19 protein-coding genes are annotated in these 14,869 nt (G+C 71.3%); all 19 read right to left on the minus strand.

All coding sequences use genetic code 11. The features are described 5' to 3' along the window. Positions 1–209: 209 nt before the first annotated feature. The 19 genes from ACZ6IM_RS37325 to ACZ6IM_RS37415 all read right to left on the minus strand — a co-directional run bounded on the left by ACZ6IM_RS37325 (position 210) and on the right by ACZ6IM_RS37415 (position 14,005). Positions 210–1,313 carry a hypothetical protein gene (locus ACZ6IM_RS37325; protein WP_052842476.1) on the minus strand — a complete coding sequence of 368 codons (1,104 nt, stop codon included), beginning with the start codon at positions 1,311–1,313 and terminating at the stop codon, positions 210–212. A gap of 687 nt (positions 1,314–2,000) precedes the next feature. Next, a complete protein-coding gene (locus tag ACZ6IM_RS37330; protein WP_052842477.1) occupies positions 2,001–2,543 on the minus strand; it encodes a single stranded DNA-binding domain-containing protein in 543 nt (180 codons plus the stop codon). Between the two features lie 317 nt (positions 2,544–2,860). Then, positions 2,861–3,253 (minus strand): hypothetical protein, encoded by a 393-nt coding sequence (locus ACZ6IM_RS37335; protein WP_398918157.1) that lies wholly within the window; start codon positions 3,251–3,253, stop codon positions 2,861–2,863. Positions 3,254–3,533: 280 nt separating this feature from the next. Then, complete coding sequence (locus tag ACZ6IM_RS37340) at positions 3,534–4,133, minus strand: cell envelope biogenesis protein OmpA (RefSeq protein WP_398918159.1); 600 nt, start codon at positions 4,131–4,133, stop codon at positions 3,534–3,536. A gap of 129 nt (positions 4,134–4,262) precedes the next feature. Continuing rightward, positions 4,263–4,805, minus strand: coding sequence for a hypothetical protein (locus tag ACZ6IM_RS37345; RefSeq protein WP_398918161.1), 543 nt, complete (start codon positions 4,803–4,805; stop codon positions 4,263–4,265). Positions 4,806–4,993: 188 nt separating this feature from the next. Next, entirely contained in the window at positions 4,994–5,368 is a 375-nt protein-coding gene (locus ACZ6IM_RS37350; RefSeq protein ID WP_398918163.1) for a hypothetical protein, read from the minus strand. A gap of 125 nt (positions 5,369–5,493) precedes the next feature. After that, positions 5,494–5,817, minus strand: coding sequence for a hypothetical protein (locus ACZ6IM_RS37355; RefSeq protein ID WP_052842515.1), 324 nt, complete (start codon positions 5,815–5,817; stop codon positions 5,494–5,496). Between the two features lie 85 nt (positions 5,818–5,902). Beyond that, positions 5,903–7,450, minus strand: coding sequence for a ParB/RepB/Spo0J family partition protein (locus ACZ6IM_RS37360; RefSeq protein ID WP_052842479.1), 1,548 nt, complete (start codon positions 7,448–7,450; stop codon positions 5,903–5,905). 494 nt (positions 7,451–7,944) lie between these two features. Next, on the minus strand, positions 7,945–8,436 hold the full coding sequence (locus ACZ6IM_RS37365; RefSeq protein WP_052842480.1) for a hypothetical protein: 492 nt from the start codon (positions 8,434–8,436) through the stop codon (positions 7,945–7,947). A gap of 41 nt (positions 8,437–8,477) precedes the next feature. After that, complete coding sequence (locus ACZ6IM_RS37370) at positions 8,478–8,717, minus strand: hypothetical protein (RefSeq protein WP_006136034.1); 240 nt, start codon at positions 8,715–8,717, stop codon at positions 8,478–8,480. 68 nt (positions 8,718–8,785) lie between these two features. Beyond that, positions 8,786–9,115 carry a hypothetical protein gene (locus ACZ6IM_RS37375; protein WP_398918165.1) on the minus strand — a complete coding sequence of 110 codons (330 nt, stop codon included), beginning with the start codon at positions 9,113–9,115 and terminating at the stop codon, positions 8,786–8,788. A 28-nt stretch (positions 9,116–9,143) separates the two neighbouring features. Further along, the gene (locus ACZ6IM_RS37380; protein ID WP_024888607.1) at positions 9,144–9,329 is read right to left on the minus strand and encodes a hypothetical protein; all 186 of its coding nucleotides are present in this window, start codon (positions 9,327–9,329) and stop codon (positions 9,144–9,146) included. Then, positions 9,326–9,616, minus strand: a complete 291-nt coding sequence (locus tag ACZ6IM_RS37385) for a hypothetical protein (RefSeq protein ID WP_052842481.1) — start codon at positions 9,614–9,616, stop codon at positions 9,326–9,328. The genes ACZ6IM_RS37380 and ACZ6IM_RS37385 overlap by 4 nt, the downstream gene beginning before the upstream one ends. 80 nt (positions 9,617–9,696) lie before the next feature. After that, the gene (locus ACZ6IM_RS37390) at positions 9,697–10,527 is read right to left on the minus strand and encodes a hypothetical protein (RefSeq protein WP_398918167.1); all 831 of its coding nucleotides are present in this window, start codon (positions 10,525–10,527) and stop codon (positions 9,697–9,699) included. A gap of 135 nt (positions 10,528–10,662) precedes the next feature. Next, positions 10,663–11,076 carry an SsgA family sporulation/cell division regulator gene (locus ACZ6IM_RS37395; RefSeq protein WP_052842517.1) on the minus strand — a complete coding sequence of 138 codons (414 nt, stop codon included), beginning with the start codon at positions 11,074–11,076 and terminating at the stop codon, positions 10,663–10,665. A gap of 54 nt (positions 11,077–11,130) precedes the next feature. Continuing rightward, positions 11,131–11,598, minus strand: a complete 468-nt coding sequence (locus ACZ6IM_RS37400; RefSeq protein WP_052842483.1) for a hypothetical protein — start codon at positions 11,596–11,598, stop codon at positions 11,131–11,133. A 314-nt stretch (positions 11,599–11,912) separates the two neighbouring features. Further along, positions 11,913–12,917: a DUF932 domain-containing protein gene (locus ACZ6IM_RS37405; RefSeq protein ID WP_052842485.1), complete on the minus strand. Its 1,005-nt coding sequence runs from the start codon at positions 12,915–12,917 to the stop codon at positions 11,913–11,915. A gap of 155 nt (positions 12,918–13,072) precedes the next feature. Beyond that, positions 13,073–13,576 carry a hypothetical protein gene (locus ACZ6IM_RS37410; RefSeq protein WP_052842486.1) on the minus strand — a complete coding sequence of 168 codons (504 nt, stop codon included), beginning with the start codon at positions 13,574–13,576 and terminating at the stop codon, positions 13,073–13,075. A gap of 81 nt (positions 13,577–13,657) precedes the next feature. Next, positions 13,658–14,005 (minus strand): hypothetical protein, encoded by a 348-nt coding sequence (locus ACZ6IM_RS37415; RefSeq protein ID WP_052842490.1) that lies wholly within the window; start codon positions 14,003–14,005, stop codon positions 13,658–13,660. Between the last annotated feature and the right edge of the window lie 864 nt (positions 14,006–14,869).

Genomic DNA, 14,869 nt, shown 5'->3' on the forward strand with positions numbered 1-14,869 from the left:
AGCTTCAGGAGGACAGGGCACAGACGGGTGACCGCAGTGCCGCGAGTCGGGTGCTCATGTCCGCGTAGGCGTCGCTGCCAGGGCCCTCGGTCGGCGAGATCGGAGAGCCGGTGGCGGAGGCCGTCGTCGGCTCCGGCCTATGGCCTTGCGGGCTGTATCCAGTACTCATGGCACTGCCTCTCAAGTGGATCAGATTACGGAGTGCGGGCTCAGAAGCGGGCGTACCGGATGTCGATGCAGTCGGAGCACATGGGGATCGAGTCGTCATCGGGTGCTATGTCGAGGACAGACCCGCAGCCGCCTTCACAGTCGATCAGGTGCTTGAAAACGGTGCCGCACGAGAAGCACAGGGGCGTCGCCCCGGGCTGGCCTGCCGCGGTCACCGCGTCCGGCACGAGGGCGCATACCCCGCACTCCGGACAGTCGACTACCGGCGGATCGCCGCCGTCCTGGAAAGCAGAATGCTCGTCCTGGCCCAGGATGATCCATGCGTAGTTGGCGGCGGCGGACTCCGGATTGTCCGGCCACACCTGATGGCAGAACAGGCAGCTAGGACCCTCGTCCTTACCGTCGTAGGCGACCATGGCCCACTGCTCACAGTCCGGGCACTTCACCGTTACGTCGGCGACCTTGGCCAGGTCGCTCCGGAGGTTGTTCATGCGCTGCTTGACCAGCGTCTCAATGCCCTTGAGCTGCAACCGGAACGAGTCCATGTCTCTCTCGACGCCCCGGGCTTCGGCGGGGTCGAGTCCTGGGATGAGGTGCCGGTGGATGAACGTGATCAGGAATTCGAGCACCCTCGCCGCGCGAGACTCGATGGCGTACGCGTTGTACGTCAGGCCGTAGTGCTGGAGGGCGTTGCGGCTCTCCCCGAGCTCCTTGATGCGCTTCCGGTCATTCGCATCGAGGTCCAGGCGGGCGATGTCGCGCAGGCGGTCGAAGGCGTCCAGGGTGCCGCAGCTCTTGAACTTGCCGCTCTCCCAGGTCTCGTGGGTGGCCTCGGCCGGGTTCTGGAAGATGAGGCTGAAGTGTTCCTGCGCGAGCCGGGCCTTGAGTAGTACCTCGGTGGCCGCCTGGAGGTGGAGCACCGTGTACTTGAGGTCGCGGGCGCCGGGCGGCTTCTCGCCTTCGGTCAGGTGCTGGAAGACGCTCACCAGGTAGTCCATGCCGTTGGACACGGGGGTGTAGGACACGTCCGGCCGCTGGGACTGGCGTTGCGCCTTCTTCTCGCTCTGGGCGGGCGTCGGCGCCGGGGCCTGCTCCGCGCCGCCCTCGGGTTCGTCGGGGTGCTGCGCGTCCGTCTGGTCGGTCATCGGGTTCCCTCCCCTAGGTACCGGGTATTCCAGGGAGAATCGTCGCCCCTCGCAGGTCAGTCAAATGAGCGTCGCAAGGCCGTCGAGGCGATGCGCCAGCACGTCGTCGACCGGTACGGCAATCCGGCGGACGGCGAGCGTTGCCCGTCCGGCCAGGGCGGCAGCCCGGTGGGCTGCCGAGCCGACGCCGTACGCGAGTGTCGCGGTGACTGTGTGACCTGACTCGGCGACGGCGGGTGGCGAAGGCGCCCGCACTAGCCAGGGCCTGCTCGGCCGCGTTGCGGTTGCCGGTCACCGCGACGATGCGGGCGGTGAGCTGCGGGAGCCGGTCTCCTCCCCGGGTCCACAGACCGAGCGGGCAGTCGGGCCCGAGGTTGGCCAGGGCGGAGAGCCAGACCTCGTCCGAGGGGATGATGAACTGGCAGGTCAGCTGCGCGTCGCCGAGTTCGCCAGCGGGCTTGTACCGGGCCAGGCGCCCGCTGTTGTCGTTGCGGACACGCCGCTCCCACACTTCCTCGGCGCTGAATGTGGCTAGGTCGGCGGCGAGTTGAGCTGGAGTGAAGTGCTCGGCGAGCGCGGCACGGGCGGTGCGTTCGGGCAGGGCGGGGCATGGTGAACCTCCGTGAGGGGGCGCCGGCGTGCATGCCGCCGCTGCCGTGCGGAGCGGTGAGCTGGGGGTGGGTGCGGTCAGCGCGCGGTGCGGCTGGGCGCGGCGGGGGCGTCCCAGGTCGTGCGGGGCGCGGACCGCCACCAGTCGGTCGCGGCGGCCGGGACCGGGGCCGGTCGGGCTGCCGGGGCGGGACGGCTCGGTCGGGCCCGGTGAGCGGCTGGCGCCTGGGGCGCGGCCGTCGGGCGCGGGGCCGAAGCGGGAGCGCGTCCGGCGAGGACGGCGGGCAGGGTGTCGTCGATGTAAGCGACGTGGTGGGCGAGATCCACACCGACCTGGGCGGAGTCGAGGTAGAGCACGTTGTTGCGCATGGCCACGTTCCCGGTGGCGATCACATGCACGGCGTCGGTGAGGCACTCGGCGACGTGCCGGGCGAGCGGGCCGGTGACCGTGCAGATCACGGGGACCGGCTCCCCGTCGCGCCACTGGCGCTGTTCGTAGTCGTACTCGCGCGGGATCTGTACCACGGTGAAGCGGGCCGCTGGGGTGCCGCGTTCGGTGTGGCGCAGCTGCACGGTTCCGTACACGCGGCCGCGGATGACGGCGGTCGTCTCTCCATTCATGCGGGGCGCTCCTCGATGTGACGAACGTGAGGCGGTGCCCGGAACCATCCGGACGAGTTCCATAATACGTGAAACGGCACGGGTGTCATCCCCTTCTCCCAACCGGGTGGGAGCACCCGCCCCTGCGGGGCCAGCCGCTGCCACGCCCGCTCCCGCTCTGCCCGGTGCTACACGGCGCGCTGTTCCTTTGGCGGCCGGCCCTTGCGGCAGGGCCCCGGACCCTCGCAGCAGCAGACTGTCTCCGGGCCACCCCCCCTGCCGCCGCTCGCCGCCGCGGGCCTGATGGCGCGCCGGGCGAGCCGCCCGAGGCTGGCCCATCAGCCGGTCGGCGTCGGCGCTGGCGCAGGGGGATGGGTGAACACTGTGGCGTCCTCGACGTCCACCTGCACCGGGACCGTGCCGTCGGCCTGGACCAGCTGCTCGTCTGCCCTGCATCGAGATCGCCGGGGTCCTTGCCTCCGCGCAGCCTGGCCGTCCGAGAGGCTCAGGGGGCGTGTTGCATCCCCGTGGCGGAGGACGTCGTACGCGCGCAGCGTGTAGTCCTCGTCGCATCGATCCTCTACTGGGCCGTAGTAGACGTCGACAGCCGTCCGGTCGTCGGCGGGAGGAAGGATGGGCACGCCGTCGGTGCCTGCCACCTTGTCCCAGCAGCTGCGCACGTGCTGCGCCAGTGAGGCCAGCGCGGAGGCATCGTCGGACCAGAGCGTCACCTCCTCGCTGAGCCGGTCCCACCGGCGCAGCACCCACGCCCGGCCGACCCGCTGCGCCGTGAGGGGTGGGGACGGCGAAGCTGAAGCGGCTCAGCCATCCGCTGAGGATGTCGGCGGTCTCCGCGCCCGGCCATTCGCCGGTGCGGGACTGGAGGTCGTCCATCAGTGTGGCCAGATCGATGATGGCCGCGCCTGCGGGCGTGGCCGGGTCCGGTGTGATCAGCACGGCGAGCTCCTTGACGTGGTGAGGGGAGGAATGGGGGAGGTGGTCAGGACCCGTTCATGAGGGCGTTCCCAGGTCCATCAGGTGTTCCTGGCCGGGAGTGAGTGCCCCTGCGCGCAGCACGCGTGTGCGCAGGACGGGCACGTCGACGCTGACGCCGGCGGGCGCCTCGGGCCTGCCGGGCGGGTGGACGAGACGGTAGGTCCGCGTGTGGATCATCCAGGCCTCGTACCGGTCGGCGGGACTGCCGCTGCGCGCGGTGTGGCCTGCGTCGGGGGAGCGGGAGGGGCACGGGCAGGACGGGTCGGTGCACGGGCGTCCGGCCGGGTGGCCGGCCAGGACCGGGCGGCGGCGGTAGTGCGTCGCCGTGCCGTTGCGCATGGGGCAGTGCGCGGCGGTGTACGGCAGGCACTCGGGGTGCAGCGCCGGTTCGGGGGAACAGCCCTGGACGACGTCGGCCGGCCGGACGATCAGGTAGCACCGCTCGTCCAGGGGCTGGCCGCATATCTGGCACAGACGCCGCAGGAAGGCTGCGAGGGCTCGTTCGGCATCCAGGCTGCCGAAGGCGGCATGGCCGCCGTGGACCAGGGACACCCACGGCACGACCAGCCCGCCCGCCAGCGGCCGGCGCGCACAGCGTTGGGGTATCGAGTGCATCTGTCATCTCTCTCGGATCGCGGGGCGGGGCAACTGGGCGTCAGTTGCCGGAGGGTGACGGCCCGTCCCGCCCGCCCTGCCCGCCGGACAGGGCGGACAGGGCGGGCGGGGTGGAACGGCCGGGGGCGGTCAGTCGTGTGGTTGCGGGGCCGGCGCGGTGGGTTCGGCTGCCGGGTGGGGCCATTGCCAGTGGCAGTGGTGGAGGTCTGTCCAGCGGCCGGCGCCGTCCGGGTTCCACTTCACGCGCACGGGCCCCCAGCCGCCGGTCGGGTCGGTGCGGCGGATCGCCGCCGGGCTGCCGAGGAGGTGGGTACGCCGCAGGTTGCTGCCGTCCAGTTGCGGGGCCTGGCCGAGCTGGTCCAGGGCCTGTAGCACGTCGGCGAGCAGTGCCCAGAGCTGGTCGGGGTCCTGGGGCAGCTTGCGGATGCGCTGGTCGGAGGTAACGATCCGCCGGGCGGCCTCGTCGCCGCGGCGGAACCAGGCGCCGCCGCCTGGCACCGCCCGCACGGCGGTGCTCAGCTCCTTCACGTCCGGGCTGGCCGGTTCTCCGGGACGGGTGAGGATACGGAACGTCTCACCCATCCCCAGGTAGTACGCGGCTTCGTGCGCCGGCTTCAGCGGGCCGTTGTCCTGGTCTTCGGGTGACGGCTCGGGCAGGGGCGCACCGCTCATGTCGCTGGCGTACGTTCGGGCGGCTGCAACGACGCCTGGGGAGATCACCATGGGTGCCTCTGCTTTCTCAAGGGCTGACGGGGGAGTGGCCGTGCTCTGACGGCTGGCATCGCCGGGCTCGAACCGGCGGCATGCCGGCGCGGTCCCCTGGGGGCAGCACAGCCTGCTGCCCCCAGGGGCCGGTGTTCTCAGGAGTCGGCCGGGTCGGTGAGCTCGATGCAGGCGGCCGGGACCTTGGCGAGCCGGTAGCGCTTCTCGCCGTCGGCGACGCGGAAGCGGGTGTTGCTCGGGTCGCGGCGCAGCCGCTCGGTGGAGGCTTCGTCCAGCAGGAAGTCGAAGCGGCTGCGCGTGCGGTTGGGCTGCTGGACAGTGCCGGTCAGCAGGCGCAGGCACGCCGGGGTGATCGTCGTGCCGATCCGGGCGGTGCGGCCGGGAGTGATGACCGGGCGCTTGGCGGCGTCCAACTGGATCAGGCGGTTGGTGGCGGCCTCCTGGAGGGCGGCCACGGAGACGACGTCGGGCAGCTCGCTGATGAAGGCGCGGACCTCGACAAGGGTGGGCATGGGTGTGTCCTCTCTCGGGTCTGTGGTGCGGGGGACCGGACTTGAGACGCCCGGCGGGAACCGGCGCCACGGGTGGGCCGGGGCGGCGGGCACCGGCTGTGCGGTGCCCGCCGGGTGCACGGCGGTCAGCCGAGCGGGTAGAGCACCAGGGCGGCGCGGGCGTCGGCCGGAACCTTCGGGAACAGCGCGCGCAGCTCGGTGTCTGCCGCGAGTTCGCTCTCCAGCGGGTACACCTCACCGGTCAGCTCGTAGACGGGGGAGTACCGGCCGATCGCGTACGTGCTGAACGGCGAGTAGAGGTTGCCCTCGGTGTCGCGGGAGAGCACGACCAGGGTGTCGCCCGGGAGACGGGCCCAGTCGTTGCCGACCAGTCGCCGCAGCACATCCAGGGTGAGCGGCTGGTCGCCATCGACCGGCTGGGCGGGATCGGCGGTGCCGGACTTGTGCATGACGGACTCCAAGCGGGTCTCGCTCGTGCGTGGGTGGGGGGCCGGGCACGTGGTGCCCGGCCGTGGGGTGATGTCCAGGGGCGGTTCAGGCGGCGGAGTCGTCGCCCGGGGCCTGGCCCCGGTGCGCGGCGACGGCCTGTTCCTCGACCTCGGACAGCCGGTAGCTGCCCTTGTCGTCCTGGCCGAGCTTTTCCAGTAGCAGCAGGTAGGCGGCCTGTTCGGGGGTGGGGTTCTCCCACAGGAAGCTGACCTGCATGCGGGCGGCGTTCCAGCCCTTCGGGTCACGCATGTCGCGCTCGAAGGCGGCGGCGACGTGCGCGAACAGCACCTGGGCCATGCGGGCCTTGGACAGGGTCGCCAGCTCCGACAGCCGCACCCGCTCGAAGGGGCTGTCGGGCAGCTTCACGCCCAGGAGCTGGGCGACGTCCTCGGCCTCCTGCCGCTGCGCCCACTTGCCGTAGAAGGCGGGGAGGTCCAGCAGCACGGTCAGGGCGAACCGCCATGCCTCCTCGGGCAGGGCCTTGCTGCCGCGCACCAGCCGGGCAACGAACTCCTTACGGGGCCCGGCGGCAGCCTTCCAGGCCCGGTTGCAGGCGGTGATGCGTGCCCGCTCGGCGGCCTTCTCCTCGTCCTCGGCCGTCTTGACCGGCTTCGGCTTCGGGCGCACCTTGTGACCGTGCTCGGCCGGGTCTGCGCAGTACCAGACGGGCTGGTGCTCGTCGTCGAGCCGGGCGCTGTGGCCGGGGCAGCCCTGGTGCCCTTTCTCGTCCAGCGGGTTGCCCAGCGGCGTGGTCAGCTCCGACAGCGGCCGGGCGGTGTCCTTCTCCCCGTACGGGCGGTGCGCGGGCAGCAAGGGCACGCCCGCCTTCTCCAGAGCCGCGACGGCCTTCCTGCGGGCGTTCAGGTCGTGCTGTTCGGCCTTGAGCAGCGCGAGTTCCTGGTCCCAGTGGCCGCGCCCGCCGCCCTCCTCCGCCTCGTCCCGGGCCAGCGCCCGCAGGAGACGGTCCTGCGCGCGGGGCACGTCCTCGACCTCGGCGAGCTGCGAGAGCTGTTCGAGGTCCATGCCCCCGGCGGAGGCCCGGCGGAGCGTGGCGTCATCGAGCTGCTGCGCACGGCCCAGCCGCTTGCCGGTACCGCGCTTGAGGCCCAGGGCCCGCGCGGCCTGCTTCTGCTCTACCTCGTCCATCCCGATCAGCGACAGTTCGGCGGCCTTGAGGGTGTCTTTGGGGGACATGCCCTGCCGCTGGTGGTTCTCGATCAGGGACAGGAACCGCGTCCAGGCGTCCCGGCCGACCAGATCCGCGCGCACGTACGCCTTGATCTGCCTCCTGGGGTGGCCCTCCGCCTCGGCGGCGGCGTTGGCGATCTGCGCGGCCTGGGTGCGCCGCCAGCCCTTGAACGCGCCGTAGGTGCCGTCCGGGCGGGGGCGGACGCTGACCGGGTCCTGGACGCCCACGGCCTTTACGGAGTTGATCAGGTCGGTGTCGGGCTCGGTGTCCGTCTCGCGGGCGTTGCACTCGTCGCGAGTGATCGCGTCCGGGTCGAGCAAGACGGCGGTGAGGCTCGTCTCGTCGGCGTCGACCGGGGCGGTCTCGGCCGTCTCGGCGGTGGGGGACTCGGTGACTGTGGCCATGTCTGGCCTCCTTGTGCTGGGTTGACGGACTTTCAGCGGTGTCGGGAGGGCGCCACCCTCTCGACGTGTTCCATAATACTTCATTTTGATAGTGGGGCAACTGAATTGCTCGATACTGCCTCGCCCGTGGAAGTGCAGGTCAGGACGCCTTGCGGCGCCGCGCCGCATGTACGGAGCAGGCGTATACGGCGCGGCTTCCGCCCCGGAGGCGAGGGATGGCGGCCACCTGCTCGGTGCAGGGCAGGCCGCAGTCGACGCATCTGCGGTCGGTATCGGCCGTGAGGGCCGGCGGGGGCATGGCGGGTCGGGGCATGGCGGGACCTCTCTCATGGCCGGGAATGGGGGTCTGGGCGGGGGCCAGCCGTCTGTGCGGAGTTGCCGTCGGCGGCTCCGGCGTGGGGACATCAGGCGTAGCGTGTTTCATAATACCTACTGGCGGTGGGGCAACGGGCTTTCCTGACGCTGCCCCACCGCCGACGGCTACGGACCGGCGGTCAGGTGCTGATGCGGGTCACCGCGCGGGTGGGGAGATGGACGCGCAGGATGTCCCCGTGGTCGGGCGGGTCCAGTACCGCGAGCCGGTTGAGCGCCGCGGCCAGCTCGGGGTCGGCGAAGACCTCTTCCGCCAGCGCGGCTTCCCCCACCGGCACGGCGGTCACCGTGGTCCGGGTGGGCCGGAGATCCGGAACGGCCTTGGTGGCCGCGAGGGCGGCGACGAAGGGACTCCAGCCCAGGCGCATGCCGTCGGCCGCCCGCCGTTCCGTGGTGGTGAAGTAGGCGGCCACTGCCGGGCGTCCGTCCCCGGGCTGCCCGGCCGCGAATGCCTTGACCCGGCTCACCAGCACCTGCCGCCACGCCTCCTCGGTGGCCGCCAGTGCCGCGATGACCAGCGCGTCCAGTTCCCTGGGGGCGAGTTCACGCAGAGCCTCCCGGACTGGATGCTCGGTCGGGGCGGTCAGTAGTTCGGCAAGTTCCAAAGGCCTCATGGGCGTTGTCCTGTTCGGTCGGAGGGAGGGGGCCGGTGCTGTCAGTCGCGAGACAGCGGCGTGTGTGCGGAGAAGACGTAGTGACCGAGCTCGCGCAGTGCGCCGGCGGTGCGGTCCACGGCCTCGGAGCTGTGATCGGTCGGGCGGGTGTAGGCCTCGATGTCGCTGTTCCAGGTGAACCCCTGGGCGGTGAGGGTCTCTTCGGTGCCGGGGGTGAGGTCTTCGGGGGAGCGGGGGGCGGCCACCAGGCCGTGGATTGGGTCGGGCGTGACCAGGAACACCGGAAGCTCCTTTCAGTGCGGGCCACCCCGGTGGCGGGCGGCCCGCAGGCTGGTGGGGATGGAATGGGTCAGTGGGCGACGGTGACGGTGTAGTCGGCCTCCAGGACGGCGAGGGCGGCACGGATGGCGGCGCGGGTCTCCGGGCTCGGGGCCGAGTACGGGAAGTCGTCCAGGGCGCGCACGGCGTCGTCCAGGTCGTCGTCGGGCAGCGGCAGCACGTGCCCGCTGCGGTAGATGGCGACGGCGGTCGCGGTGGCGACGCGACTGCGGTTGTAGGCGATGGCCTCCGCGGCGGTGGCGTCGGTGCCGAACGCTTCGCGGGCGGTGGGCGGCAGTGCCGCGATTCCGGCGGTGAAGCGGCGGGAGGGGATACGTAGGCGGGCCCGGTCGCAGGGCACGGCGCAGCGCTCGCAGCATGGCAACTCCTCAGAATTCGGGTCGGGCAGGCGACGTGAACGACTGGGTGGTGTGGCGCTCGGCGTCGGCGCGGGCGTCTTCGGCGGTGTATCCGGTGTCGCACCACGCCCGGCAGAGCTGGCCGGGCGGCGCGCCGCAGGTCTCGCAGCGCTCGTCGAAGTCCTCGGGACGGAACGGCGGCGGTGGGCTGCTCATGCGGCGTCCCTGATGTGCTCCGCTACCTGGCGGGCGGACAGGACGGGGGTGGTGGTCATCAGATCGGGGCAGCTGGCCTGCCAGATCTGCCCCGGGGCGGAGGGGGAGATCTGGTAGCTGGTCGCGGGGCTGATCCGCCATGTGCGGCCGTGGGAGTCGGTGACGGTGTAGGTCAGGAACTGGGGGGCGCCTTGCTGGCCGTTGTCGCTCCAGGTGAGGCCGGCGGCGGTGAGGGCACGGCCGAGCTGGGCGCAGCGTTCCGGTGTGGCGTGGCTGAACGTGGCCACGAGGTATCTCCTCCTGCTCAAGGGCATGCGAGGGCGGGCGCCGGGGCGGCTCGTCGCCCCGGCGCTGAGGTCACGGAGGCCTAGCGGCGGGTGAGATCGTTACGGACAAGCTCGCTGTCAGTGAGGCCGCGACGGCGCTGGCGAATCTGCTGGTTCCGCAGGCCAGCGGCCTCGGTCTCGGCGCGGCGGGCCTGGTCGTGTTCGCGACTGGCGGCGGTGAGGCAGTAGGGGGCCAGCCACTGTATGACGGAGACGTGGCGGGACAGTGAGCCGGGGTAGTCGGCCAGCATCACCAGCAGCACCGGGTGCCAGGAGGCGGTGAACCAGCGCGCAACGGTCCACCAGGCGGCCACGGCTGCGCGTCGGGCAGGTTGGGCGGCCCGGGCTTCCGCTTCGAGGCGCGCGGCTTCGGCCTGGTGGTGGGTGACCGACCAGTCCAGGAAGCGCAGCAGGGCGGGGGTGTCGCGCTGGCGGGAGGCGGTGAGGATGGCGGGCAGGTCCTCGCGCTGCATGACGTGCTCGGCGCAGGCACGCAGGACGGCGGTGAGCGTCGCGGCCGTCTTCGGGGACGGCTCGTGCCCGGCGGCGGTCTCCATCGGGTAGACCGACACTTCGGGGCGGCCGACGACGTCGGTGTACAGCCTGAGGCTTCCCCGGTAGCCGCTGCTGCCGCGGGCGAGGCGGGGCAGCGCGTCGTCGGGGGCGGTGGTCTGGTAGGCGTTGACGGGGCCGAGACAGGCGCGGACGGCGGTGAACCGGTCCCAGTGCTGGGGGTGGTGCGTGCCAGTGACGTGCACGCTGCCGCGCATCGCGCCGCCCAGCTCGAACACGACGGCGTCACCCCGGCGGAGGCCGGCGGTCGCGTGCACGGTGCCTGCGGGGGTCGCGACGGTCAGGCTGTCACGGTTCATTGACGGTGTCTCCTGGGCGTTCGCAGCGGTGGCTTTCGGGAGAGGGCCCCGGCAGGTGCCGGGGGCCGGTGGGGGAAGGCTCGGGGCCGGTGCCGTCACCCGAGGCGACGGCACCGGCGTGCTTTCGGGTCTCGCCTAGCTCTCTGCCAGGAAGCGCGAAAGCTCCTGATCGAGGTTGAGGTGCCCGCCTTCCGTGCCGGGCGGCACGGCGGCGTCCGTGCGCCGCAGGAAGGACTCCAGGACCTTCGCCGGGGCGTGGAGCAGGGCCTCACCCTCCTCGGACGCCAGGGCGATGCACACGACGTCCATGCCGTGACTGCGAGACGGCCAGACCTGGACGTCACCGATCCCGGTGGGGCGGTGGAGACCCTCGGCGAGAGACTCGCGCGCGAACACCCAGGCCACGCTGTCGTCGTCTCCGGTATGGAAGGCAGCCTGCACGGCGTACGGGTCGGCCGTGTCGTAGCGCAGGCTCGCCGGGATAGGCAGGGAAGACTCACTCGACACAACGAGGCGCACGTGCAGCTCGCAGGTGACCGTGCTGTTCATGAGCACCAGGGCCTTTCGCTCAGTGTGCGTTGCAGGTGAGAGACGGGCGCGGCCTCAGTGGCCGTGGGGCTGGTCCAGGACCGGGGCGCTGTAGACCTCCCGGCGCACGTTCGGAAGACCAGGGCAGGGACGGACGGCCAACTCAAGCTCGGCCGTGTCCATGGGGCGCAGCCATCCGTCCCGTACCGTCCACGCGCAGGCCCGGGGGGTGGGCTCGGCGGCCGTGCTGGCGACCAGGACGGCGCGGCGGACGGTGCTGCCCTCCAGCGCGAAAGTGATCAGCGTGCACAGCGTGCCGAACTCTGTCTCGTCCAGTACGGCCAGCCGTTCGGGACCGATGCCGACGGACACGTCGGCGTGGCCACTGACCAAACCGTCGTTGATCTGCTCAACGGCGAGATTCAGGGTGTGCTCACCGGTGCCGAGAGCTTCGAACACGGCGGCGAGTGCGGAGACGGTGCGGCGCGCGGCGGCCGCAATGGCGGCGTCATCGGGACGGACGAGATCCGGGCGTGCGGGCATAGGTCGTCTCTCCTCAGCGGAAACGATGGGGGGCGGGGCGTTGCTCTCTCCCCGCGCAGCGGGGTCCTCCGGGCTGCGCCCGGAGCAGTGGGCGGCTCGCTGCGCGAGCCGGTGGGGGGTGCCCCCTGCGCTGCGCTCCGGGGGCGGCTGGGCGGTCTGCTGCGCAGCCGCCTGGCGGCGGGGCGGGCGCGCTGCGCGCTCCCTCTCGGGTGGGGCGCTGCGCGCTCGGCAGGCGCCGGGGCGGGGCGTTGGTGGGGCCGGACGGGCGCCCCGCGAGGGGGAGGGGATGGGGCGCCCGTCCGGCGGTCAGGGGGTCAGACCGTGGTGAGGGCGAATGCCTTCTCCATCAGGTCGTTGGCGGCGCCGCTGATGACCCGCTCGGCGCGGGCGGCTGCCTTCTCGGTGTCGGTCTTCCCCTGGGCGGGGGCGACGTGGTTCGCGTACTCGGTCAGGGCGTTGTATCCGGCCCACCGCGTGCCCCGGACCCCGGCCTGAGTGTCGGCGTGCTCGAACAGGTTGGAGATCGCTCCCCAGCGCTGCCGCTGGTTGGTCTTCTTCCGGGGGCTGTCGCTGTCCTTGACCGGCCAGAGCTGATCGACCACCGACTTCAGCTCCCCGAGCGTCATCTCGGCTTCGATCATCCGCTGGGCGGCCTGCTCGAACTCCTCGGCGTAGCGGAACGTCAGACCCAGGGCGTCACGGGCCTGCGCGATGCGGGCCTTGGCTCCAGCGGTGTGCCGGACCACGAAGCTGGAGCGGGCGCCGTGGAGGGCGGCGCGCATGGTGTTCGCGCACACCACTCGTACGGGGGTCACCACGATGCGGAACGCGCTGCCTCCGTCGTGGCTGTTGAAAGCCGCGATGTAGAGATCAACGTCGTCGCTTCCGCCGATCGTGAGGGTCTGCGGCATCTTCATGGTGAGGAACACCTGACGGCCGTTCTTGAGCGATCCGGCGGTCTCGAAGTGGGCGCCGGACTCGTCGGCCAGCAGGTTCAGGAACTCGGCGTGCTCCTCGTTCTGTACCGGGTGGTAGTCGCTGCCGACCACTCCCAGCGTCTCCGTGCGGCCGGTCCTCGGGTGCGTGCGCGCGGTCGCGAAGTGCTGCGCCACCTCGACGGGCGTGGTGCCGTCGGCGGTGATCTCGGTTGCGGTCAGGGGCAGGAGCCGGACGTTCCAGCCGGACAGGGAGGCGATGCGCATCGCTTCCTCGGCGGTCATCGCGCCGTCGGTGACGGTGCCCAGCTTGTGCCAGGCGCTCGTGTTGGCGGAGGTGAAAGCGGCGGTGCCGTCGGTGAACTGCTCGATCTCGTGAGCCACTGGGGCTTCCTTCCTGGTGACGAACTTTGGCGGGTCCGGTAGGGGGCCAACCCTTCCGAACTGGTTCCATAATACCTAGTACGGGCGGTGGGGCAACCGATTAAAACTCCAGCCGCCCCACCGGGCCGGAATGGCCGGCCATCAGGCCCCGATACTCACGAGGTGCGCCTCTGCCAGTACTGGGGCAGCGCCGTGATGCTCTCGGCGTGGACTCCGGACAGGGCGGTGACGAACACGCCACTCCGGTAGTCGCTCAGGCGGTACAGCACGTACTCGCGCCCCCAGCGACTGAACTGGCGGTCAATCCCCGTGACCCAGTAACGCCCCCATGCCCGCTCCTGCGAACCGTGGTAGCTGACCAACTGGCCGATACTGGGGCCGCTGTCCTGGCTCCTGGCGGCCAGGCTCGCCAGTGCCGCACTGAACGTCTCGGGCGGCAACGGCACACCGGCCAGCGCGGGCCCGGTGTGGCCGGTGCGGACGCCGGAGATCCATCCGACCTCGAACAGAGCGCGGGCCCGCTCGCGCACGGCGTGCGACAGACCGGTGTTGGGGGGAAGCTGCTCCAAGGCTGCCTGGAACGCGGCCTCCATCTGCTCGCCCTCGCTCTCGCTCGGCGGCTCGGCGCGGTGGGTGGGCTCGATGTTCGTCATGCTCACGGTGGCTGTCCCTTCGGGTGATGTGAGTGCTGGGCCGGTGCTCCGGGGGCCCGGTGAGCCGGGCCCCCGGAGATTTGCCTGTTACTTCAGCCCGCGTGTCCGCAGGAATTCGCTGATGCGGTAGGCGACGGCTCGGACGGGAAGGGACGATCCCCGGAAAGTGCCGAGAATTCGGGGGCCGGTTTCGCTGTCGTGGATGATCTGGAATTCAAACCCGTGAGCGACGGGAAGAACAACCCGGATGGGACCGGCCTTGGTGTCGAATCGAATGGACGTGGTGTTCTCGTCCTGGTTGTGCTCGATGACGGCATCCCGGAGCAGTTCCGGGCGGGGCAGGAAGTTCGCGATCCCGCGCGCCTTCTGGGCCTGGGGGGTGTTGATCTCGGCCGTACCGGAGGTCACCTTGCCTGCGCTGATGACGATTTCCACGTTGGGCCTTTCTGTTGACGAACGTTCGGTGATGCCGGAAGGGGAGCCACCCCGTTCCAACATGTTCCATAATACAGCACCGAGATCTGCTGCACCATCCCACGCACAAACTCCTGCACAATCTCCTGCACCTGCCTGGAAGCCGGCTTCCGATCGCTGCTGGTCAGAAGGGCGATTGGCCGTGGTCGGGGAGCTGACATCCCCTCTGCTGCCACTTGTCCCCGCACGGTTGAAGGATGAGTGAGGCGGGCGGGCGCGGTGCGAGCGGCGGCCTCGGGGATCGGGCGGCCTGGACTCTGCTTGCGCGTCGGCCGGAGCCGCCGCGCTGGGAGTGGGGGAACGGGGCCCAATTCGGGCCCTGGACGGGGACAGAGAAGCCGGGGGCTAAAGCCCAGAGTAGGGCGCCTTCATCCTTTGGCGATCCTGCTGTGTTGGTCTTCTCCGGCGCAGCGGGGGCGCATGCTGGTTCCAGAGCCAATCGGGGTCTGCACTTTGAAGCTGGGGAGTGCCCCGTTCCTGCCAAAGCTACATGCTGCATCATCTGATGCAGAGTCACCGGCCCCAGCCACCCTCCCTCTTGCTGCCCGGGCCGAAGGCCCGTTGGCCGACCCGCGCAGCGGGTCGGCCCCTGGGGGTGCGCAGCACCCCGGTGGCTGGAGCGCAGCGAAAGCCACCTCGCGGGGCCGCAGGCCCCACAGCTCCGGGAGCGCAGCGGACGGAGCGTCACCAACCCGGCGCAGCCGGGTTGGTGAGCGGGACGCGCAGCGTCCCGCCAGCGCTCACGCGGAGCGGGAGCGCAACACCCGTGCGCAGCACGGGTGTTCGCTTGCCCATCGCGCAGCGATGGGGTACCCGCTCCGCGGG

This window comes from Streptomyces sp. NPDC042336, assembly GCF_055581985.1.